Source organism: Bacillus sp. 2D03, assembly GCF_003946765.1.
In the GTDB taxonomy this organism is placed as follows: domain Bacteria; phylum Bacillota; class Bacilli; order Bacillales; family Bacillaceae_G; genus Bacillus_A; species Bacillus_A cereus.
Map to the genome: position 1 here is coordinate 104,197 of NZ_RPSJ01000001.1, position 21,043 is coordinate 125,239.

Below are 21,043 nucleotides of genomic sequence, written 5' to 3' on the forward strand. Positions count from 1 at the left end.
ACTGTTTTGTCTTACATTATTTTAGTGAGATGTTAAACGTTTGTGGCTCTTTTACAACATCTTGTGTTTCTGAATCCCCTGCAAGTAAATCATCAGTTGTAAACTGAATATCCTTTACCTTGTCTTTTCCATCGTCAAGTATTAAACCAATAATACCATCTCTTGTTTCACCAGGCTTATAGTCTTCTCTTGATACATTTTTTGTACCAACTAACGTATCTTCGTCATATAAAAAGTTTTGAGTGGCTACTTTAAAATGTTGCTTACCATTAATCATAACATCATTCATAGAGAAAAATTGCATATTTTTATTTCCGCTATTCTCCACTTTATATGTAATCTCAACGTAACGAATTGTATTACTAATCTCTGTTCCACTTAGCGATGCATACAATTCTGCATCTTCTTGGCTTACTTTATCCCCTAATCTCCGTTTTACTTCTTCAGGAGTTAGTGCCGTGTATACTTTCAATGTTTTTTTTGCCTTTTCACTCATCTGTGATAAAGAAATTACTTTCACATCTTGTACGTGAATTTTCATTGGCGCTACTTCAAATGTTTGATTCACAGAATGCATCTGCTCTAACTTGAAAGTACCCCATCCTGTTTCTTTCACTTTTTGTCCTACTTTTTTCAGCTCACGCCCACCATATTCTTTTGTTTCAGGAATAGATTCTTTCTTCTTTGGTTCAGCTTTCTTTTCTTCTTGATGGAAGCAACCACTTAACATAAGAAGAAAACTACATAAAACAAAAATACTTTTCCATGCTTTCATCATTTCATTTCTCCTAACGCTATCATTCATGAATATAAAATTAGTCCCTGGCTTTGTAAACTATAGAAACAATGACAAGTCCACAAAATGAACTTGTCAGTCCAGATACTATTATACCTCCAATTTGGAAAATATGAAAATAGGGATCTAGGAACGCGTGCACGATAAATATAATAGTTGCTACAACAATTACTGAAACCCAATACTTTCTTTTTTCCGAAGCTAAAATACGATCTTTACCCATTTCATTTCTATACTTCCATAAAACGTATACTAATAATAGAACACCAATACATGTACTTCCATGTTGCATATATTTATAAACAGAGATACCGTACCATTCTCTTTGTAATAATGGTATTTTCATAACAAAATAGCCTGTCTTATGAGTGAATGCATCCCAAACAACATGCGTTAACATACCGAATAATGCTAAATAACAAAATACAAAAAGATTCTTCCATGTATGAAGCCCCCACCGCTTGTCTACTACATATGTATAATACCCAGCAAACGGTTTAGGTAAATGCGTTATAAAAGGCTTTTTTAAAATGTAATGATATATGTATGCTAACAAGAAGACAAGTGGTAAATTCAAATATAAGAATCCAAGCCACGTATGCCCAATTACACCATACGGTCTAAAGTGTAAAAAATATTCAAAGTCAGGCGCCATACTACCTAATATAAGAGCCGTTACTGAAATATGTTTAGAATGTTTTTTCGCAAAAGGAAGAACTGCTGCTGGATGTGCAAATGTAAACGGCATACTTTAACTCCTTCTCACATTTTCAATAGAATACCATATATCATAACGAGAGAATGGATCTTCATGCAATATTTATTTTCACATTGGAATATGATAGTTTAAATGATATAATCCACATAAAATATTCAGAAAATAAGGAAGGGATTCAGGTGTCATTAACACTTGTATTTGCCGCCTTTTTAGAATCAAAATCCTTTATGAATTGAGGTTTATATATTGATTGACGTACCTTTTTTACAAAATGTCACATTAAAAAAAGAAAATATCCCTAGTTTTTCCGCATATCCTTACTGCTTACCCGCTATTCGAACATTACAATCACTAGCTTTCCATCCAAATGTAACATTCATTATTGGAGAAAACGGAACAGGTAAATCAACATTACTTGAAGGAATTGCAATTGCGTTAGGCTTTAATGCAGAAGGTGGAACGAAGAATTTCCGCTTTAGCACTAACGATTCACATTCATCTTTACATGAATACCTTCGAATTTCCAAAAGTTTCAATACACCAAACGACGGTTTCTTTCTTCGCGCTGAATCATTTTATAACGTTGCTTCTTATATTGATGAAATAGATGCTATAAAATCTTACGGCGGCGTTTCACTACACGAACAATCTCACGGCGAATCATTCTTTTCCTTATTTATGAACCGTTTTTCAGGACAAGGTTTATACATTTTAGATGAGCCTGAGGCAGCTTTATCACCAATGAGACAACTTTCCATGCTCATTCGAATGCATGAACTAGCGGAACAAGGTTCACAATTTGTTATTGCGACGCATTCTCCTATTTTAATGGCCTACCCTGAATCCACTATATATTCTTTAACACAAGAAGGGATTCACGAATCCACATTAGAAGAAACTGAGCATTACCAAACGACGAAACTTTTCTTTGAAAATCGTGATCGATTATTTCATCATCTATTTGAGTCGTAAAAAAAGAAGCAGCAATAGCTGCTTCTTTTTTATAGTGCTTCTATAAATAAGGCAACCCCGATACCGCCACCGACGCATAAAGAGGCAATTCCTTTTTCTAACCCACGTCTTTTTAATTCGTGAATTAAACTTACTGTAATACGAGCCCCTGTACAACCAATTGGATGCCCAAGTCCTACGCCACTACCGTTTACGTTCACTTTTTCACGGTCTAAGCCTAACTCTTTCTCTACAGCCAAATATTGAGCCGCGAAAGCTTCATTAATTTCAAGTAAATCTGCATCTTCCAATGACCAATCTACTTTTTCTAAACCTTTACGAATTGCTGGTGCTGGTCCAATACCCATAACTTTTGGATCTACTCCAGCTACTGAATATCCAACAATTCTAGCTAACGGTTGTAAGCCTTTTTCTTTCGCTTTTTCTTCGCTCATTAATACTAGAACCGCGCTTCCGTCATTCAGGCCAGATGCATTACCTGCAGTTACTGAACCATCTTTACGGAAAGCTGGTTTTAATCCAGCTAATTTTTCTGCTGTAATATCAGCACGTGGATGTTCATCCTTTGAAAATACTACTTCTTTTCTACGTTCTTTTATTTTAATAGGAACAATTTGATCGTCAAAGTATCCAGACTCGATTGCCTTCAGTGCCAATGTATGACTTCGAAGAGCAACTTCATCTTGTTCCTCTCTTGTAATTTCATATTGTTCAACTAAATTTTCCGCTGTTTCCCCCATCATAATATGATGAATCGGATCTTCTAACACTTCCCACACCGTATCACGAATTTCTCCGTGCTGTAGACGTTGTCCCCAGCGGTGTTGTTTCAATGCATAAGGGCTTGAACTCATTGCTTCTACTCCACCTGCAATAACAACATCACTTACACCTAATTGAATTTGCATTGCAGCTGACATAATTGCTTGCATACCTGAAGAACATTGGCGTTGGATTGTATACCCTGTAACTGTGTCAGGAAATCCTGCCGCTAATGCAGCTGTTCTTGCCGTATTTGCTTCATCAGTTCTTTGAATACAATGACCTAAAATCACTTCATCAACTTCGTGTGGTTCTACCCCGCCTCGTTTTACAGCTTCCTGAAGTACAGGAACAGCTAATTCTACTGGCGTTACATTTTTTAGCGCTCCCCCAAAAGTTCCAATTGGCGAACGAACTGCAGCTGTAATAACAACATTATGCATTTTGCACTTGCCCCTCTCTTATGTACCCTAGTCAGTTTTTAGGTGAAATTCCATAAGATGTATATCTATAACTATCATACTATAAACATACTAAAAAATCAAAATATTTAATATAATAAAAATAGAAGGAATTAACCTTCTATTCTGTCAATGCATATAAAAATTTTTGTAAAATTTTCTCTGTCGTTTCATTCAATTTGGGTAACTTATCTACCGGAAAATATTGAAGCTTCAATCCTTCATGATCAAGCCTTAATTCTCCGCCCACATGATGCCCTTGATACAGATGAATGACATTAAAAATTTCATCTCCATTAGGATAACGGAAATATACTTCCTTTCCTGAAAGGACACCAAGAAATTGCATAATTTTTGCTTGTAACCCCGTCTCTTCGAATAATTCTCGGCGAGCAGTTTCTTCTGTCGTTTCTCCTAATTCCATCGCGCCGCCAGGTACACCCCAATCATATGTATCTGAACGATATTGAAGCAATACTTCTTGATTATCATTTAATATAATGATTGCTGACCCAACGAGAATAAGTGGCCTTGTCCCAACGACTTTGCGTAACTCTTCAATATACCCCAATATGTAAACTCTCCTTTCCTCACCCTCCCTTATCATAACAAAATTTTTCTCCTTTTGTTGATGTAATTTCCAAGAAAAAAAAGGAAGTTTCCGCTTCCTTTTTTCCCATTTCTATTTCTTAAAACTTTCATATTTTACAGCTTCAAAAGCTTCTTCAATTTCATCATTACGATAATGGACGTATGTAAATCGCCCTAATTCTACTAATCTTGCTATTTCTTGTAACGCTTTATGCTGCTCATATGTTTCTTCCAGCTTAATATGTACATAAAACTTCATCAACGGATGTTCATATAAAGGTTCTCCCACCTCTACATATACATCTTCAACCCCTTGCACAACTCTTACATAACTTGCAAATTGATAAAGAGCTTCTCTGTCTGAAACGATTTTTAATGTATACATATATTCTCCCCCTTTTCTTTACTATATCAAAAAGATGATCACACCATGTTATAGAACTATGAAATTTTTTCGACTTGTCATCTATATATTCAATAAAGAAGGCGTTTATCCATACATGACATCTTTTTCCCACATATATTATAGGAAGAACTTTTTTTCATTTGAGGTGTTCCTTATGGATCCATACGTCAATATATGTATTTGTATTACTCCCGGCGCCGATATTTCTGATGACCGCATCGCAAAAGATTTAGCTGTTGCAGAATCAATTTGGCACCCCATTACATTTCAAATTCAAGAAGTAATTGTATTAAATGAACTTTTCCGTTTTTTTGACCGTGAAATCAGTTATAAAAATTCCATTCAAAGTCAAGAAAAGCTGGCATCCTTTTTCCAAACATGTGTAAATGAAGCTCCTGAATGCGACCTTTATATTTGTTATATTGGCAGTGATTATTTCAAAGAAACAGCAGTAATTGCCTGCGCTTATTCTTTAGCAAAACAACAGCAACTTACTGGCTATATCGTTTTAACAAATTCGGCTGCTCCTATGAAAAATATATATACGCTCGCTCACGAAATCGGTCATATTTTATTTACAAGACGTGTTCACGGAAAACTTACTCATGCAGATCCTCATTCTCCAACCGGCTCGGAGCACCACCCTTCTCCAACAAATCTTATGTATCCGATAGTCCCTCGTCCAGAAAACGTTCATATTCATTCCTTATTAACAGCAGAACAAAAAGCGCTCTCTTTACAAAGCTCTTTATTACAAAGAAAAAAACAGTAACCCTCATGTTACTGTTTAAAACAACTTATTCCAATCAACAAAACAAATCCCGGCTGCTAGAAATAAAAATAGACAACTAAATGTAAATGTAATCCCTCTAAAAATCCCTATATAATATTTCTTTGGAAATAATTTTTGGTATATCCAGAGCAGCCGCTTTTTATTGAATTTCTAGTTCATACTTTTTCTTTCTTCAATTTTTAAAGACCATTTCATTAATCCATATATACTTCCATACATAAGTAAGACCTTTGCAATTCCCCAAAATACATTACTTTCTTCTAAGTCCTTAAATAAGAACATAATCATAAGAGGAACAATTAGTACAAAAACACCCATCCAGCCAAGAACATATACTTCACCAATAAGAAGTAATAAAAAGATAATTGCTGCTAATATATATGTTTGCATTGTCGCCAATTGCAATACAGGTGTCCCATACCATTTATTCATAAACATCAATAACACCAATAATAAAATAGGAACCATTACTATTACATAAATCATTCCAAATTCTACTAATTTACTTTTAAAAGAAGACATTCTAAATGCAACAATCGTTCCAATAATCGTAATGATTAAAACGATAGGATAACCAATTAACTGTACATTTGTTAACGTAAATTGTTGATCGGGGCTTCCAAATAAAATATTTGTCAGTAACCAATATCCACCAATACCAATAATCATCCCTAAAATACTTTTTATGCTCCCGCTTTTATCCTTCTCCATCTCTTTCGCTAATTCTTCCGCATACTCTTTTGGTGAGTCACCAAATATGTCACTTACTGTCTTTCCCTTTTTTTCACCTTCTATTAAATGAAGCTCTGCATCTTCTAGAAAAGCGTCCACATCTTCTTCTTTAATCCCTTTTGTTATTAAATATACTTTCGTATCAATTAAAAACTTTTCACCTTCTTTAGAAATCTTCATTATAACTCCTCCCTTATTTAACCATTTCTCTTCTATTCGTCTTCATCATAATTTCAACAAAAATTAAAATAAATAAACTTCCGTATAAACATATAATTTGAAATAGCATTGGCATAAGATCTTCCGTTGTAAATGTTTTAAACACTAACATAATTGAAAGTGGAATGATTAAATATAAATTTTTAAACCATCCTTCAAAATATATATTTATAGTTACTGTGATGATAAAAATCCCACCAGACACTATATAACTTTGCACTTCGGTGAATGTGAGCATTTTTGTCGGATATATCACATCTAATATCGTAACAGCTCCTAATAAAAACATTGGAGCAATCATAACTAAAGACCACATAGAAAACCATGTTTTTGTAAAGCTTGTTACGAAGGTCATTTTGCGAAGTAGAAAATTAGGACCTATAACAACTAAAATAAATGAAAAACTATAACCGATACACTGAATAAGTGAAATCTGTAACATTCCATTATTCACTATTAAGATAGAAGCAATAATCCAAAACGATACGATATTCATTACTGTAAAACCAATTTGCTTCCACGTTTCCCGTCTATCCTTTTCCATTACCTTTACAAGTTCATGCGCATATTCTTTCGGGGAGCTTCCGAAAATATCTTCTACACTCTTCCCCTCACTCTCACCTTCTATTAAATGCAACTCTGCATCTTCTAAAAAGTTTTCAATATCACTTTCTTTTACACTCTTTGCCGTCAAAAATAATCTCATATCTAACAAAAACTTTCGTGCTTCTCTTGATAGCATTATTTTTTTCTCCCCTTCCCTACCAGTAGACGCTCTACACTACTTTGCATCGCTTCCCAGCGATCCATAAATTCATCAAGTGCTTCCTCGCCTTTTTCTGTTAATGTATAATATTTTCGATTTGGACCAGATGGAGATTCCTTCATTACGCTTGTTATTAGTCCTTCTTTTTGCATTCGTATTAATAACGGATAAATACTCCCCTCACTCGCCATTGTAAAACCATACTTCGCTAGCTTTTCACTCATTTCATAACCGTATATTTCGCCTTCAGAAATAATAGCAAGTAAGCATCCTTCTAAAATCCCTTTCAGCATTTGACTTGTCGACATAATTCAAATCCTCCTACTATCTTGCTTTACAAGATAGATAAGCGTAAGTATCTTGCTTTACAAAATAGTATAGCAAAGACTATTTTGCAAAACAAGATAGCTAACGATATTTTTTCCAAATGTTTGCAGGAATTTCATTATAGCTTCTCTAAATAGAGCACTATGAAAACTTTATTATGAAGGGATGTTTTTCATCATGGTTACAAATCGAGTTGTCTTTTTAACAGGTGCTGCAAGTGGCATTGGTTATGAAATGGGAAAGGCTTTTGCAAAAGAAGGTGCAAAAGTTGTGATTACCGATCGGCTTGAAGAACGTGCAAAAGAAGCTGCTGAACAATTACAAAATGAAGGTTTTCAAGCTATCGGTTTAAAATGTGACGTTACATCTGAAGAGGAAATTACAGCAGCAATTTCTCAAACAGTTGATCATTTCGGTTCATTACATATATTAATTAACAACGCAGGAATGCAACACGTTTCACCCATTGAAGACTTTCCAACTGAAAAGTTCGAGCTACTAATTCAAATTATGCAAATTGCTCCGTTTATCGCAATTAAGCATGCCTTTCCGATTATGAAACAACAAAAATATGGTCGTATTATTAATGTCGCTTCTATTAACGGCCTTGTCGGATTTGCTGGAAAAGCTGCCTACAATAGTGCAAAACATGGCGTAATTGGATTAACAAAAGTTGCTGCTTTAGAAGGTGCTACGCATGGTATTACTGTTAATGCCCTTTGCCCTGGTTATGTCGATACCCCTCTTGTACGTAATCAACTACAAGACTTAGCTACTACACGAAATGTACCACTTGAAAATGTTTTAGAAGATGTTATTTATCCACTCGTCCCACAAAAGCGCTTATTACAAGTACAAGAAATCGCTGATTATGCGATGTTTTTAGCGAGTGAAAAAGCTAAAGGTATAACGGGACAAGCTGTTGTTATCGATGGGGGTTATACCGCTCAATAAAAATAAAGTTTGCTCAAGAAGAGCAAACTTTATTTTTTATCCCGAGGATCTTCGTACTTTAGTAATTGCCGAGGGAGCTTCTCAATTGCAACAATTACCCCCTCTAATTTACTTTCAATACGGTGGAGTAAATATAATGTTACAACAATCGGAAACCCTACATTACCTATCATCTTAATCCACTCTTCCATCCTCTTTCCCTCCTTTCATTATATAAGTAAGAGAAAACACTGCATTTAGGCATAAAAAAACAAGCTATTAAATTTCAGCTTGTCTTTCAAATAATGTCAGAATTTCTTTTTTATAATCTCCACGTAAAATCCCTTTCTCAGTAATAATTCCTGTAATTAATTCATTCGGCGTTATGTCAAATGCTGGATTATAAACATCCGTTCCAATTGGTGCTACTTGTTTTCCAAAGATTTTTGTAACTTCTGTTTCATCTCTTTCTTCAATAATAATTTCGGCTCCAGTTTCTTTCGTAACATCAAATGTTGACAGTGGAGCAGCAACGTAAAATGGGATATTAAAGTGCTTTGCTAAAATAGCTAAATTCATTGTCCCTATTTTATTGGCTGTATCTCCATTTGCGACAATTCGATCCGCTCCCACAATAATCGCGTTTATTTCTTTCGTTTGAATAGCATGAGCTGCAGTATTATCTGTAATAAGGGTCACATCAATATTTGCTTGCTTCAATTCCCACGTCGTTAAGCGACCACCTTGTAAAACTGGCCTCGTTTCACACGCATATGCATGTAAACGCACACCTTTCTCTTTTCCAATATAAAAGGGAGCTAATGCAGTTCCATATCTGGCAGTTGCAATACTTCCAGCGTTACAGATTGTTAAAATATTATCGCCATCTTTAAAACATGTTAACGCATATTCCCCAATATTTCGACACACCTCTTCATCTTCCTGTTGAATACGAAGCGCTTCTTCTTCTAATATTTTTTGTGCTTCTTTTATTGTAGTAATCTCTCGAATAGATTCTCTCATACGATCAATTGCCCAAAATAAATTTACTGCCGTTGGGCGTGATGTCCCTAAATAGTTACAGTCTCTATTAAACTTCTTTTGAAATTCTTCGATATGTAAAGTATTATATTTTTTCGCTGCAAGCGCCAAGCCAAATGCAGCTACAATTCCAATTGCAGGCGCTCCGCGTACTTCTAACATTATGATACTTTTCCAAACCTCTTCAATAGTCGTTAATGTTTTGTATTCTGTGCTATGTGGCAATTTCGTTTGATTTAATACCGCAATTGCATCACCTTTCCAACTTACAGATCTCGGAACAGTAACGATTGTACTCATGCTTTTACACCCCTTGAAACTGTCTGTTGAAATAATGTTCGAAACAGTTGAATATCAGCACTTTTAGATTCATATTTTATTAGTTCTTTTCCTAAGGATAGCGCTTGTTTCTTAGCTTGAATTCTTGTTTCTTTATTTTCTATTTCATCTAAATCTGCTACATGAGCTAAACCAATTGTTCTACGAATTAGTTCACATCCGGCAAATCCAACAGCATCAGTAAAGATATTTTGCAAAATAATTGGTAACCATTGTTTTTCTTTCGTATATGCTTCTACACCTTCCCCAATCCATAACTTTGTAAAAGTCTCTACAAAATAACTCCACGTCTTTTCTATATGAAAAAATAGTACACTTCTCTTTTCTTCTTCTCTAGATAAAGCATTTAATAATAGATTTGCAATAAATTGACCTATGTCAAATCCAAATGGGCCATATGTCGCAAATTCTGGATCAATCACTTTCGTTTCAGAAGGTGACGAAAAAATACTACCAGTATGTAAATCACCATGAATAAGAGTTTCTTTTCTTGTTAAGAACTTATATTTATATTGTGCTACTTTTAGTTTTAAAGTTTTATCACTCCAAAGTTCATCAACCACGAGCTGTAAATCTGGCTCATAATCATTTGTATCATAATGTCCAAATGGATCTGTAAACACTAAATCCTCTGTAATTTTACAAAGGTCCGGATTTACAAAGGCACCTTCTAGTACCCTCTTCTCTTCTGACTGTAAACCAAAATCTGAAGTGTAAAATAAAACATGTGCTAGAAAACGACCAATATGCTGGGATAAAAGCGGATATTCTTCTCCGTCTATTAATCCTTTTCTTGTAATTGTTAGTCTTGATAAGTCTTCTACTACCGTTATCGCTAACTCTTCATCATGACTGTACACTACTGGAACATAATCCGGTACATACTGCGCAAAAATTTGTAATGCCCTGCTTTCAATCGTTGCTCTTTTTATAGACAATGGCCAGCTTTCACCAACTACTTTAGCATAAGGCAGTGCTTGTTTTATTATAATGGATTTCTCTCCATCATCTAATTTGAACACGTAATTTAAGTTTCCATCTCCAATTTCATGACAAATGACATTTGCCTTCTCTTCAAAATAGCCATGATCTTTCGCATATTGTACAGCTGTTATTTCTGTTAATGAATAATATCCCATCGTCTTCTCCCCCTTTTTAAATTCAGAGGTTTTTCTAACATAGAAAAACCTCTTTCCACTAAGAAAGAGGTTTGAAGTTTATCTTCTCCCCTCTTATCTGCCAGAAAGTTTTACTTTCTGCTGGAATTAGCACCGTGCCTTTTGGCGTAATAAACGCCCCATTTCACAATGGTATTACGGTCGGTTGCTGGGCTTCATCGGGCCAAATCCCTCCACCTGCTCTTGATAAGAGTTGTATAATTTTTTCAATTTTTAACTTTATGTTGAAGACTATACCAAGAATAAAAATCACTTGTCAACATTTTATTTGTATAATTCTGGACGACGATCTGCAAAGACTGGAATTCCTTTACGTACTTCTTTAATTTTTTCAAAATGAAGCTCTCCCAATAAAATGGATTCTTCTTCATTCGCTTCGACAACAACTTCGCCCCAAGGATCAATAATTAAAGAATGACCGGCAAACTCATTATTCGGATCCTTTCCTGCCCTATTACATGCAACAACATAACATTGATTTTCAACTGCTCTTGCTTGCAATAGTAAACGCCAATGTGCTAAACGAACTAATGGCCATTCTGCTACAACAAATAAAACTTTTGCCCCTTTAGCAGTATGAACGCGCATCCATTCTGGAAAACGAATATCATAACAAATTGTTCCAGCGCATTCGACATCATCTAACTTAAATTCACCTGTACTATTTCCAGCTATTAAATATTTATGTTCATCCATAAGCTGAAATAAATGCACTTTACTATATTCATTGACTAGTTCTCCTTTATTACTTACCACATACATTGTATTTGTAACACCTTGCTCTGTTTGCTTCGCTATAGAACCACCGACAATATGTACACCATATTGTTTCGACCATTCTTTCAGATTTTCTTTCGTTTCTAATCCATCCTTATCTGCAATTTCAGAGAGTCTCGTTAAATCATATCCTGTTGTCCATAGTTCTGGTAAAACAATAACATCTGGTCTTTCTTTCATCGCTTCACTTATTTTATTTTTAGCATTCTCAATATTTTTTTCTACATCTCCAAAGACAATGTCCATTTGAATACATGCGACTTTCATTTTGTCAGCCCCATTCTTAATTTTTTTCTTTACAAAATACTGGAAAGATTATATCATTTGTCACTAGAATTGTAACAACTTTCAAAAGAGGTGGAAAGTATGAAATCATTTCAACCTTCTGAGATAGTAACATCATTGCCTACACAATTTTTCGCTTCACTTGTTGCAAAAGTTAACAAAGTCGTTGCAGCTGGTCACGATGTTATTAATCTAGGTCAAGGTAATCCAGATCAACCAACACCGCAGCATATCGTAAAAGCTTTACAAGATGCTGCTGAAAAGACCATTCATCATAAATATCCGCCATTTCGCGGACATGAAAGTTTAAAAGAAGCCGTAGCAACATTCTATCAACGTGAATATGGCGTAGAATTAAATCCCAAAACAGAAGTTGCTATTTTGTTTGGTGGAAAGGCTGGATTAGTAGAGTTACCAGTTTGTTTTACAAACCCTGGTGATACGATTCTCGTGCCCGATCCAGGCTATCCAGATTATTTATCAGGAGTTGCTTTAGCAAAAGCGCAATTTGAAACAATGCCGCTACTGGCAGAAAATAATTTTTTACCAGATTATACGAAAATTGATGACACTATTGCTGAGCGTGCAAAGTTAATGTTTTTAAACTATCCAAATAATCCTACTGGTGCTACTGCATCAAAAGCATTCTTTGACGAAACCATTCATTTTGCTAATGAACATAACATATTAGTTGTTCATGATTTTGCTTACGGCGCTATTGGGTTTGATGGTCAAAAGCCTGTTAGTTTCTTACAAGCAGACGGTGCCAAAGATACAGGTATTGAAATTTATACTCTATCGAAAACTTTCAATATGGCTGGATGGCGTATCGCTTTTGCAGTAGGGAATGAAAGTGTCATTGAAACCATTAACTTATTACAAGATCATATGTATGTTAGTATTTTTGGTGCCGTTCAAGATGCAGCACGCGAAGCGCTATTAAGTTCGCAATCTTGCGTAATAGACCTTGTAAATAGTTACGAATCTCGAAGAAACGCTCTTATTTCAGCCTGTCACTCAATTGGTTGGAATGTAGACATTCCAACAGGATCATTCTTTGCATGGCTTCCCGTTCCAAAAGGATATACCTCTGAGCAATTTTCTAATATTTTACTAGAAAAAGCACATGTCGCAGTTGCTCCTGGTGTTGGATTTGGTGAGCATGGCGAAGGGTATGTCCGCGTTGGTCTCTTGCATACAGAAGATAGATTACGAGAAGCCATTAATCGAATCGATAAATTAAATTTTTTCAAAAAGTAATTGACAACATGAAAAATATCTGACAAAATTCAGTTATCTTAAAAATTTAAACATTTCTAAATACTTCTTATCAAGAGCAGGTGGAGGGACGAGCCCGACGAAACCCGGCAACCGATCTACAATTGTAGACACGGTGCTAATTCTCGCAGCATGATGCTGACAGATAAGGAGCTGGTTGTAAAAAAACCTCTCCTTAGCTGAGAGGTTTTTTTATTTAACTAGGAGGTTATAACAATGAGCGGAATTATAGCGACGTATTTAATCCATGATGATTCACATAACTTAGAAAAAAAAGCTGAGCAAATTGCACTCGGTTTAACGATTGGCTCTTGGACACATTTGCCACATTTATTGCAAGAACAATTAAAACAACATAAAGGCAACGTCATTCATGTTGAGGAATTAGCTGAACATGAACATATCAATTCGTATTTACGTAAAAAAGTAACACGCGGGATGATTAAAATCGAATATCCATTATTAAATTTCAGTCCAGACTTACCAGCTATTTTAACAACTACATTCGGAAAGCTATCACTTGATGGCGAAGTGAAATTAATTGACTTAACTTTTTCAGACAAGTTAAAAAAACATTTCCCTGGGCCAAAGTTCGGCATAGATGGTATTCGAAACCTTTTACAAGTGTATGAGCGCCCTCTTTTAATGAGTATTTTTAAAGGGATGATTGGACGAAATATTGGGTATTTAAAAACGCAATTACGCGATCAAGCAATTGGTGGCGTGGATATCGTAAAAGATGATGAAATATTGTTTGAAAATACATTAACACCTCTTACGAAACGCATTGCATCTGGAAAAGAAGTTTTACAATCCGTATATGAAACGTACGGACATAAAACGTTATATGCCGTAAATTTAACAGGACGAACTTTTGATTTAAAAGAAAATGCGAAACGTGCAGTGCAAGCTGGGGCTGATATTCTATTATTTAACGTATTTGCTTATGGACTAGATGTACTACAATCACTTGCAGAAGATGATGAAATCCCAGTTCCCATTATGGCACACCCTGCTGTAAGTGGTGCTTACTCATCATCCAAGTTATATGGAGTTTCATCTCCATTATTACTCGGAAAGCTATTACGTTATGCTGGCGCTGACTTTTCATTATTCCCATCTCCATACGGGAGTGTTGCACTAGAAAAAGAAGAAGCTCTTGCTATCTCAAAATATTTAACTGAAGACGATGCATTTTTCAAGAAGAGTTTCTCTGTTCCGTCTGCTGGTATTCACCCTGGTTTCGTTCCCTTTATTGTACGAGATTTCGGTAAAGATGTTGTTATTAATGCTGGCGGCGGGATACACGGACATCCGAATGGAGCGCAAGGCGGCGGTAAAGCCTTCCGTACTGCGATTGATGCTACTTTGCAAAATATACCTCTCCATGAAGTAGATGACATAAATTTGCATAGTGCACTACAAATATGGGGAAATCCCTCTCATGAGGTGAAATTATGAGTATTCAAGTATTTTGTGATTTCGATGGCACGATTACAAATAATGATAACATTATGTCCATTATGGAAAAATTCGCACCACCAGAAGCCGAAGAAGTAAAGAATAAAATTTTATCACAAGAACTATTCATTCAAGAAGGTGTTTCTCAATTATTTCAATTAATACCTACTAATCTGCACGATGATATTATTCAATTTTTAATAGAAACTGCTGAAATCCGTAGTGGTTTTCATGAGTTTATACAATTCGTAAAGGAAAATAACATTTCTTTTTACGTGATATCAGGTGGAATGGATTTCTTCGTCTATCCACTCTTACAAGGAATCATTCCAAAAGAGCAAATTTATTGTAATGAAACAGACTTTTCAGCAGAGTTTATTACAGTTAAATGGCCTCATTCTTGTGATGATCATTGTCAAAATCATTGCGGATTATGTAAATCATCATTAATCCGTAAATTAAGTGATACAAATGACTTTCATATTGTAATTGGAGATTCTATTACTGATTTACAAGCCGCGAAACAAGCTGATAAAGTATTCGCTCGCGATTTTCTTATTACAAAGTGTGAAGAAAATCATATTGCTTATACACCGTTTGAAACATTTCAAGATGTGCAAGCTGAATTAAAACTTTTGTTGGAGGTGAAGGCATGAAACAACTTTTTCGTCAATGGTATGACTTAAGCGAGATAAAAAAAGAGTTAACAACACGAAATTGGTTCCCAGCAACAAGTGGTAATATTTCTATAAAGGTTAGTCATGAACCACTTACTTTTCTTATTACAGCAAGCGGTAAAGATAAAACAAAAACCACTCCAGATGATTTTCTATTAGTAGATCATGTAGGAGTTCCCGTTTTAGAGACTGAATTACGCCCTTCAGCAGAAACAATATTGCATACACACATTTATAACAATACGAATGCCGGTTGCGTACTTCATGTTCATACAACCGATAATAATGTCATCACAAATTTATATAGTGATGCAGTCATCCTTCAAAATCAAGAAATTATTAAAGCTCTCGATATTTGGGAAGAAGATGCAACCATTCACATTCCTATTATCGAAAACCATGCCCATATCCCAACACTTGGAGAAAACTTCCGAAAGCATATACAAGGAGATTCGGGTGCAGTATTAATCCGTAACCACGGTATTACCGTATGGGGCCGAGATAGCTTTGATGCAAAGAAGAGATTAGAAGCTTATGAGTTTTTATTCCAATTTCATATAAAACTATTATCAATTCAAGGAGGCGTTTCTAATGGCGCAAATTCGTATTCATGAAGTAAATACTCGTATTGAAAATGAAGTGGAAGTATCTAAATTTCTACAAGAGGAAGGCGTTTTATATGAGAAATGGAATATTTCTAAACTTCCTACTCATTTAAATGAAAATTATTCGTTAACAGATGAAAACAAAGCTGAAATATTAGCTATTTTTTCAAAAGAAATCGCTGATGTTTCAGCACGCCGTGGTTATAAAGCACATGATGTAATTTCACTTTCAAATAGCACCCCTAACCTTGACGAATTATTAATTAATTTCCAAAAGGAACACCATCATACAGATGACGAAGTTCGCTTTATCGTCAGTGGTCATGGCATTTTCGCTATTGAAGGTAAAGATGGGAAATTCTTTGATGTTGAACTTGAGCCAGGCGATTTAATATCTGTTCCTGAAAATGCAAGACATTATTTTACCTTGCAAGATGATCGCCAAGTTGTAGCTATTCGTATTTTTGTGACAACTGAAGGCTGGGTTCCAATCTATTAAGGTAGTTAGTTGAATAAAAGGACTTGGACCCCCTTTTCCAAACTTTTATTCACTCTACATATATACATCCTCCTATGGAACAGGCTTATTTCATTTTGAAATAAGCCTGATTTTTTATTTACTTGAAAGTACTATTTCATCACAAATTTAACACCTTGATTTTTCAAGTGCATTTTCCGAACATTTTTTGAACATTTATTGAATTTTTTCCGAAAATTCTGTTTTATATGTGATATACTACAATTAATTAAGAAGGAAAATAATATCGCAAACAGAGGGGGATAATCATGAGCTTACTTATCGCACTTATACTTGGAGTTACATGTGGAGCATTTCCTGTTATTTTAGGAGCTATTATGGAAGAGTTAGAAATTGGTGTTTTAGGATTTGTCGCATCTTGTGTAAGCGCTTTATTGTTTGGTTTATTCGGCGCTATTCCTGTTTCAATTCTGTGTGCTTTTTATATAATACGCCATGCTCGTACAAAACAATTTGGTCCTAATCACGTCGCACAAATTATCCCGTTCCCAGTTGAACGATGCCGCCGCGCGTCTAACTTATAATTATAAAAATTAAAGATGACTAAATAAATAAAAGTCCTCATTTGAGGACTTTTATTTACTTTCTTCTAGAAATTGAAACAATTCTTGTAGATGTAGGGCATCTTCACCATAGCTAACAGATACATGAAATATGCCGTCAATCTCAGCTTGCATATAAAGATCCACTCCATCACGATCATATTTCAATGCTAAATAAAACTCCATTTCTTCTAACATCTTTTTTGAGGTTCGAATTACATAATGCCCCTTCTCATCTCTTCCATATTCAAATTCTGGTTCAAAATCATATTTTTGTTTAAAAGCTTCTTTTTGTCTTTCATTAATTTGCATACAAGTAGCTCGCTGTACAGTATCAATCATCTCATCAAACTTTTGAAGGTCCACCTCGTTTACCCCCTTATATATTTTTTATATAATACTTGTGTTCCACTATTTTCTTCGCCATCCTTAATTAACTCTTCATACAATTCTTTCGCCAAACTTAAGCCTGGGACTGGTAATTGTAATTTTTCTGCTTCCTCTAAAGCAATTTTCATATCTTTCATAAAATGCTTTACATAAAATCCTGGCTCAAAGTCTCCTTTTAACATTCGAGGAGCTAAATTACTTAATGACCAGCTACCTGCTGCCCCTGTTGAAATACTCTCTAACACTTTATCTGGATTCAGTCCAGCCTTCTTCGCGTAAGCAACAGCTTCACATACTCCAATCATATTGGAAGCAATGGCAATTTGATTACACATTTTTGTATGTTGTCCACTCCCAGCTGGTCCTTGTAATTGAATGTTTGTTCCTAACTTTTCAAGTAAAGGTAAGCATCTATCATATATTTCTTTCTCTCCACCTACCATAATTGCGAGTTTTGCTTCTTTCGCGCCAACATCTCCTCCTGAGACAGGTGCATCTAACGTATATATTTTTTTGCTTTTTGCAACTTCATTAATACGTTTTGCTAAAGTAGGTGTAGATGTCGTAAAGTCAATTGCTATCGTACCTTCTTTTGCATGTTCTATAATTCCTTCTATACCAAAATACACTTCTTCTACATCATGTGGATATCCAACCATTGTCATTACAATATCAACTTGCTTCACTAACTCTTTTGGCGTATCACACCAATGTGCACCAGCTTGCACTAAAGAATCTGTTTTTGCTTTCGTTCTATTATATACATATACTTTATGACCATCTTGCATTAAGTGATAAACCATACTTTTTCCCATTACGCCAATACCAATGAAACCTATTGATACAGTTTTATGTTCCATTTTCTCATCCCCTTTGTTCTAATAAATCATTTACCATCTTTCGGAACTCTTTATTAAAGTCATCATCCATACTATTTTTCACATTTGAAAATAACATAACAAAAATTCCTTTTTCTTTATTAAAATTATTGAAAGTGTTCCAACCAGATAATACACCATGATTATGAAAATAATCTGGATATATATAAAAACTAAATGCATATTTCCGTTCTGCTGAAGGCGAAAACATTGCTTGTATACTTTGTTCAGAAAGAAGTTTTCCATTTATAATAGCTTCGTCTAACTTCTTCATATCTCCAACTGTCGTATACATCTCACCACAACCATATAGCCAATCCATGCCTAACTTCTGCGCTGGTACAAGCTCTTGATTTTTTTTCACATAACCCTTTGCAAAATTTTTATCTCCAGGTACCATATTTCCCATACCGGATTCATGCATATCTACTTTTAAAAATATGTTTTCTTTTATGTAATCTCCTAATGGTTTTTTGGAGATATGTTCTATTATATAAGCAAGAACCATATAATTATAATCTGTATATCTCCAACCTGTTCCTGCAGGAAATTCTAAATTTTGACGTCCAATCCAATTAATTAATTGTAAGCGGGAAGCCGCATTCACATTTCCTTTCGCATGTTCAGGTAAACCAGAGGTATGCGTTAATAAATGATATAGCGTAATATTTTTATTCTCCGGAAATGAAGGAATATATTTATTTACATTATCTTGAATATTCAATTTACCTTGTTCTTGCAACTGTAAAATAGATGTGGCAACAACTGTTTTCGTAATAGAACCGATACGATATTTTGTTTGAGGCGTATTTTCTATTTTATTTTGAACATCAGCATACCCATATCCTTTATTCAATATAACATGCTCTTTATCTGTTACCAAAACTGTTCCATTAAATTGCTTTCCGACTAAATATTGATCTAATTTTTGAGATATACTAGCATAATCAATTTGTTGCTCTTCTTTTTCTTCTATATTCCCTTGTACTTCCGATTCAATAGTAGGATTCACTTTAGTTGTTAATACAGTGTTTTCCTTTATATTGGGGCTAACAAGAAAATAGTATACTCCGCCGCCAACTATAGCAGACAGTGAAGCCACCACCATTACTTTTTTTATCATATTGATCCTCCATAATTCCTTCGCTAAAAATTGTCCCCCCTATTCTATTATCAAACAATAAAAAAAAATCGCAACAATTTGTTGCGAAAAATTACATTTTTTCTTTTCTATACACACATACTTGATTCTTTCCATTTTTTTTCGCTTCATATAATGCAATGTCCGCTCGTTGCATTAATTCTTCTCTTGTAGTTCCTTGTTCATATAACGCAACTCCAAAGCTAGCTGTTAACTTCGAAATTCCAGTAAATTGCTTTGTTTCAATGAAGAATCGTAATGACTCCGCAACTTGAAATGCTTCCTTTTCTACTGTATTTGTCACTAATATAATGAATTCTTCTCCTCCCCATCTTGCAAATACATGTTGCTGCTCCACTTTAGATTTCATAAGCTCTGCAAGTTGTATTAATGCTAAATCGCCAAAATCATGACCATATGTGTCATTAACTGTTTTAAAATTATCTATATCAAATAAAATGATTGCTATTTTCTCATCACTACGTATTACCTTTTCCCATTCTACCTCTAGTATTTGTTGAAACTTTAAACGATTATAAATCTCTGTCAATGAATCTATCATAGCAAGTCTTTCTTGTTCTTGATAGGTTTCATCTAATTCTGTAATTTCCGTGCACTTTACAATAAATCTTGATAAATCTTCTGGCAATGGTGTCGCACGTAATAGAAAAGTAGATACTGCCCCTTCATAATTTAACATCTTAATTCTTCTACCACTAGATAAAGTATCGTCTAGCCATGTTATATCATGCGTCGTCGAGTAGTATCCATTTTCTCTAATAAAATGTTCAGCAAATACTAAATGTTGCTCACGATAGGCAAACAAATTTTCATATCCGAAAAAAGCTAAAAAATTTGTATTACAATCAACTATTTCATCATCTTCTACTATAAATAATAGATCATTTTGAAAATCAAACATCGTTTGAAGCAATTCCTGCTGCAAACTAACTTGCCTTACTAAAGAAAGTTGATACAAACTCTTATTCACTTCCTCTAACACTGCTTGCGGAGTTACAGGAGCTATTACAATATTACGTATTCCTAATGCAAGTACATCTGTGAATTCTTTTGTTATTTGTTGATCCCAAATGACAATGAATGTACTGTGCGGAGTATACATATTCTTTATATATTTTATTTGAGAATAATCTGTTACATACGTAATGATAATGTGTGGTTTCGTTCTTTGAAATAATAGTTCGCCCTCTTCAAAACTATTTGCTATAAACATACATTTTGGATGGATATTTTCTACCGTTTGTTGATGCTTACATCCATTTTCTATATAAAGGACATTTAACTGCAGATCTTGTAACACATTTTGGAAAACCGTATTCTCTAATAAAAAATGTAGTATGTTCATCACTAGTCTTCACTCACTTCATATATCTTGTTCTACTGAATTCCTCACAAATTTTTTTAAAAGACTGGTCT

25 protein-coding genes, 1 pseudogene and 2 riboswitches are annotated in these 21,043 nt (G+C 34.6%); of the genes and pseudogenes, 9 read left to right on the plus strand and 17 right to left on the minus strand.

Annotation, left to right across the window (positions count from 1 at the left end; translation table 11 throughout):
- Window positions 1-16: 16 nt before the first annotated feature.
- Window positions 17-778, minus strand: a complete 762-nt coding sequence (locus EBQ15_RS00635) for a hypothetical protein (protein WP_000973894.1) — start codon at window positions 776-778, stop codon at window positions 17-19.
- Between the two features lie 37 nt (window positions 779-815).
- Window positions 816-1,544 (minus strand): DUF4184 family protein, encoded by a 729-nt coding sequence (locus EBQ15_RS00640; protein ID WP_001116863.1) that lies wholly within the window; start codon window positions 1,542-1,544, stop codon window positions 816-818.
- A 216-nt stretch (window positions 1,545-1,760) separates the two neighbouring features.
- Between EBQ15_RS00640 and EBQ15_RS00645 the strand changes: the two genes are divergently transcribed.
- A complete protein-coding gene (locus tag EBQ15_RS00645; protein WP_000568001.1) occupies window positions 1,761-2,486 on the plus strand; it encodes an AAA family ATPase in 726 nt (241 codons plus the stop codon).
- 29 nt (window positions 2,487-2,515) lie between these two features.
- Here the strand turns inward: EBQ15_RS00645 and EBQ15_RS00650 are convergent, their stop codons facing one another.
- From EBQ15_RS00650 to EBQ15_RS00660, 3 genes are all read right to left on the minus strand, one after another.
- A complete protein-coding gene (locus EBQ15_RS00650) occupies window positions 2,516-3,691 on the minus strand; it encodes an acetyl-CoA C-acetyltransferase (protein ID WP_000552070.1) in 1,176 nt (391 codons plus the stop codon).
- A 139-nt stretch (window positions 3,692-3,830) separates the two neighbouring features.
- The gene (locus tag EBQ15_RS00655) at window positions 3,831-4,280 is read right to left on the minus strand and encodes an NUDIX hydrolase (protein WP_000540528.1); all 450 of its coding nucleotides are present in this window, start codon (window positions 4,278-4,280) and stop codon (window positions 3,831-3,833) included.
- 111 nt (window positions 4,281-4,391) lie between these two features.
- Window positions 4,392-4,685 carry a DUF3928 family protein gene (locus EBQ15_RS00660; protein ID WP_000288327.1) on the minus strand — a complete coding sequence of 98 codons (294 nt, stop codon included), beginning with the start codon at window positions 4,683-4,685 and terminating at the stop codon, window positions 4,392-4,394.
- A 175-nt stretch (window positions 4,686-4,860) separates the two neighbouring features.
- Between EBQ15_RS00660 and EBQ15_RS00665 the strand changes: the two genes are divergently transcribed.
- Window positions 4,861-5,478 (plus strand): ImmA/IrrE family metallo-endopeptidase, encoded by a 618-nt coding sequence (locus EBQ15_RS00665; protein ID WP_000371607.1) that lies wholly within the window; start codon window positions 4,861-4,863, stop codon window positions 5,476-5,478.
- A 15-nt stretch (window positions 5,479-5,493) separates the two neighbouring features.
- Here EBQ15_RS00665 and EBQ15_RS31475 read toward each other — a convergent pair.
- The 4 genes and pseudogenes from EBQ15_RS31475 to EBQ15_RS00685 form a co-directional block, all read right to left on the minus strand.
- Window positions 5,494-5,637, minus strand: a pseudogene (locus EBQ15_RS31475) (DNA-binding protein); the annotation flags it as partial.
- A gap of 12 nt (window positions 5,638-5,649) precedes the next feature.
- A complete protein-coding gene (locus EBQ15_RS00675) occupies window positions 5,650-6,411 on the minus strand; it encodes a DUF1129 domain-containing protein (RefSeq protein ID WP_000703262.1) in 762 nt (253 codons plus the stop codon).
- A 13-nt stretch (window positions 6,412-6,424) separates the two neighbouring features.
- Complete coding sequence (locus EBQ15_RS00680) at window positions 6,425-7,192, minus strand: DUF1129 domain-containing protein (RefSeq protein WP_000952329.1); 768 nt, start codon at window positions 7,190-7,192, stop codon at window positions 6,425-6,427.
- Entirely contained in the window at window positions 7,192-7,524 is a 333-nt protein-coding gene (locus EBQ15_RS00685; protein ID WP_000107993.1) for a PadR family transcriptional regulator, read from the minus strand. Before EBQ15_RS00685 ends, EBQ15_RS00680 begins: the two co-directional genes overlap by 1 nt.
- A 196-nt stretch (window positions 7,525-7,720) precedes the next feature.
- Between EBQ15_RS00685 and EBQ15_RS00690 the strand changes: the two genes are divergently transcribed.
- Complete coding sequence (locus EBQ15_RS00690) at window positions 7,721-8,497, plus strand: 3-hydroxybutyrate dehydrogenase (RefSeq protein ID WP_000258428.1); 777 nt, start codon at window positions 7,721-7,723, stop codon at window positions 8,495-8,497.
- A gap of 29 nt (window positions 8,498-8,526) precedes the next feature.
- On the opposite strand, the gene EBQ15_RS00695 is transcribed toward EBQ15_RS00690, so the two are convergent.
- From EBQ15_RS00695 to EBQ15_RS00710, 4 genes are all read right to left on the minus strand, one after another.
- Window positions 8,527-8,688, minus strand: coding sequence for a YvrJ family protein (locus EBQ15_RS00695; RefSeq protein ID WP_000393336.1), 162 nt, complete (start codon window positions 8,686-8,688; stop codon window positions 8,527-8,529).
- Window positions 8,689-8,755: 67 nt separating this feature from the next.
- Window positions 8,756-9,817 carry an S-methyl-5-thioribose-1-phosphate isomerase gene (mtnA, locus tag EBQ15_RS00700; RefSeq protein WP_000104602.1) on the minus strand — a complete coding sequence of 354 codons (1,062 nt, stop codon included), beginning with the start codon at window positions 9,815-9,817 and terminating at the stop codon, window positions 8,756-8,758.
- Window positions 9,814-10,995 (minus strand): S-methyl-5-thioribose kinase, encoded by a 1,182-nt coding sequence (gene mtnK / locus EBQ15_RS00705; RefSeq protein ID WP_000542685.1) that lies wholly within the window; start codon window positions 10,993-10,995, stop codon window positions 9,814-9,816. The genes mtnA and mtnK overlap by 4 nt, the downstream gene beginning before the upstream one ends.
- A gap of 90 nt (window positions 10,996-11,085) precedes the next feature.
- Window positions 11,086-11,227, minus strand: a riboswitch (SAM riboswitch).
- A 71-nt stretch (window positions 11,228-11,298) separates the two neighbouring features.
- Window positions 11,299-12,078, minus strand: coding sequence for a carbon-nitrogen family hydrolase (locus tag EBQ15_RS00710; RefSeq protein WP_002000795.1), 780 nt, complete (start codon window positions 12,076-12,078; stop codon window positions 11,299-11,301).
- A gap of 99 nt (window positions 12,079-12,177) precedes the next feature.
- On the opposite strand from EBQ15_RS00710, the gene EBQ15_RS00715 reads away from it, so the two are divergent.
- From EBQ15_RS00715 to EBQ15_RS00740, 6 genes are all read left to right on the plus strand, one after another.
- Complete coding sequence (locus EBQ15_RS00715) at window positions 12,178-13,356, plus strand: pyridoxal phosphate-dependent aminotransferase (protein WP_000834738.1); 1,179 nt, start codon at window positions 12,178-12,180, stop codon at window positions 13,354-13,356.
- A gap of 64 nt (window positions 13,357-13,420) precedes the next feature.
- A riboswitch (SAM riboswitch) is annotated at window positions 13,421-13,526 on the plus strand.
- 64 nt (window positions 13,527-13,590) lie between these two features.
- Entirely contained in the window at window positions 13,591-14,835 is a 1,245-nt protein-coding gene (gene mtnW, locus EBQ15_RS00720) for a 2,3-diketo-5-methylthiopentyl-1-phosphate enolase (protein ID WP_000014178.1), read from the plus strand.
- A complete protein-coding gene (locus EBQ15_RS00725) occupies window positions 14,832-15,491 on the plus strand; it encodes a 2-hydroxy-3-keto-5-methylthiopentenyl-1-phosphate phosphatase (protein ID WP_000027455.1) in 660 nt (219 codons plus the stop codon). The genes mtnW and EBQ15_RS00725 overlap by 4 nt, the downstream gene beginning before the upstream one ends.
- A complete protein-coding gene (locus EBQ15_RS00730) occupies window positions 15,488-16,126 on the plus strand; it encodes a methylthioribulose 1-phosphate dehydratase (protein ID WP_000811338.1) in 639 nt (212 codons plus the stop codon). The genes EBQ15_RS00725 and EBQ15_RS00730 overlap by 4 nt, the downstream gene beginning before the upstream one ends.
- Entirely contained in the window at window positions 16,104-16,616 is a 513-nt protein-coding gene (locus EBQ15_RS00735) for a 1,2-dihydroxy-3-keto-5-methylthiopentene dioxygenase (RefSeq protein ID WP_000057313.1), read from the plus strand. The genes EBQ15_RS00730 and EBQ15_RS00735 overlap by 23 nt, the downstream gene beginning before the upstream one ends.
- A gap of 287 nt (window positions 16,617-16,903) precedes the next feature.
- Window positions 16,904-17,179 carry a hypothetical protein gene (locus EBQ15_RS00740; RefSeq protein WP_000054660.1) on the plus strand — a complete coding sequence of 92 codons (276 nt, stop codon included), beginning with the start codon at window positions 16,904-16,906 and terminating at the stop codon, window positions 17,177-17,179.
- A gap of 51 nt (window positions 17,180-17,230) precedes the next feature.
- On the opposite strand, the gene EBQ15_RS00745 is transcribed toward EBQ15_RS00740, so the two are convergent.
- The 4 genes from EBQ15_RS00745 to EBQ15_RS00760 all read right to left on the minus strand — a co-directional run bounded on the left by EBQ15_RS00745 (window position 17,231) and on the right by EBQ15_RS00760 (window position 20,972).
- Window positions 17,231-17,563, minus strand: a complete 333-nt coding sequence (locus EBQ15_RS00745; RefSeq protein WP_000365623.1) for a DUF3909 family protein — start codon at window positions 17,561-17,563, stop codon at window positions 17,231-17,233.
- A gap of 5 nt (window positions 17,564-17,568) precedes the next feature.
- The gene (locus EBQ15_RS00750) at window positions 17,569-18,447 is read right to left on the minus strand and encodes an NAD(P)-dependent oxidoreductase (RefSeq protein WP_000400471.1); all 879 of its coding nucleotides are present in this window, start codon (window positions 18,445-18,447) and stop codon (window positions 17,569-17,571) included.
- Between the two features lie 4 nt (window positions 18,448-18,451).
- Window positions 18,452-19,588, minus strand: a complete 1,137-nt coding sequence (locus EBQ15_RS00755; RefSeq protein WP_000592914.1) for a serine hydrolase — start codon at window positions 19,586-19,588, stop codon at window positions 18,452-18,454.
- Between the two features lie 91 nt (window positions 19,589-19,679).
- Complete coding sequence (locus tag EBQ15_RS00760; protein WP_001023191.1) at window positions 19,680-20,972, minus strand: GGDEF domain-containing protein; 1,293 nt, start codon at window positions 20,970-20,972, stop codon at window positions 19,680-19,682.
- Window positions 20,973-21,043 lie beyond the last annotated feature (71 nt).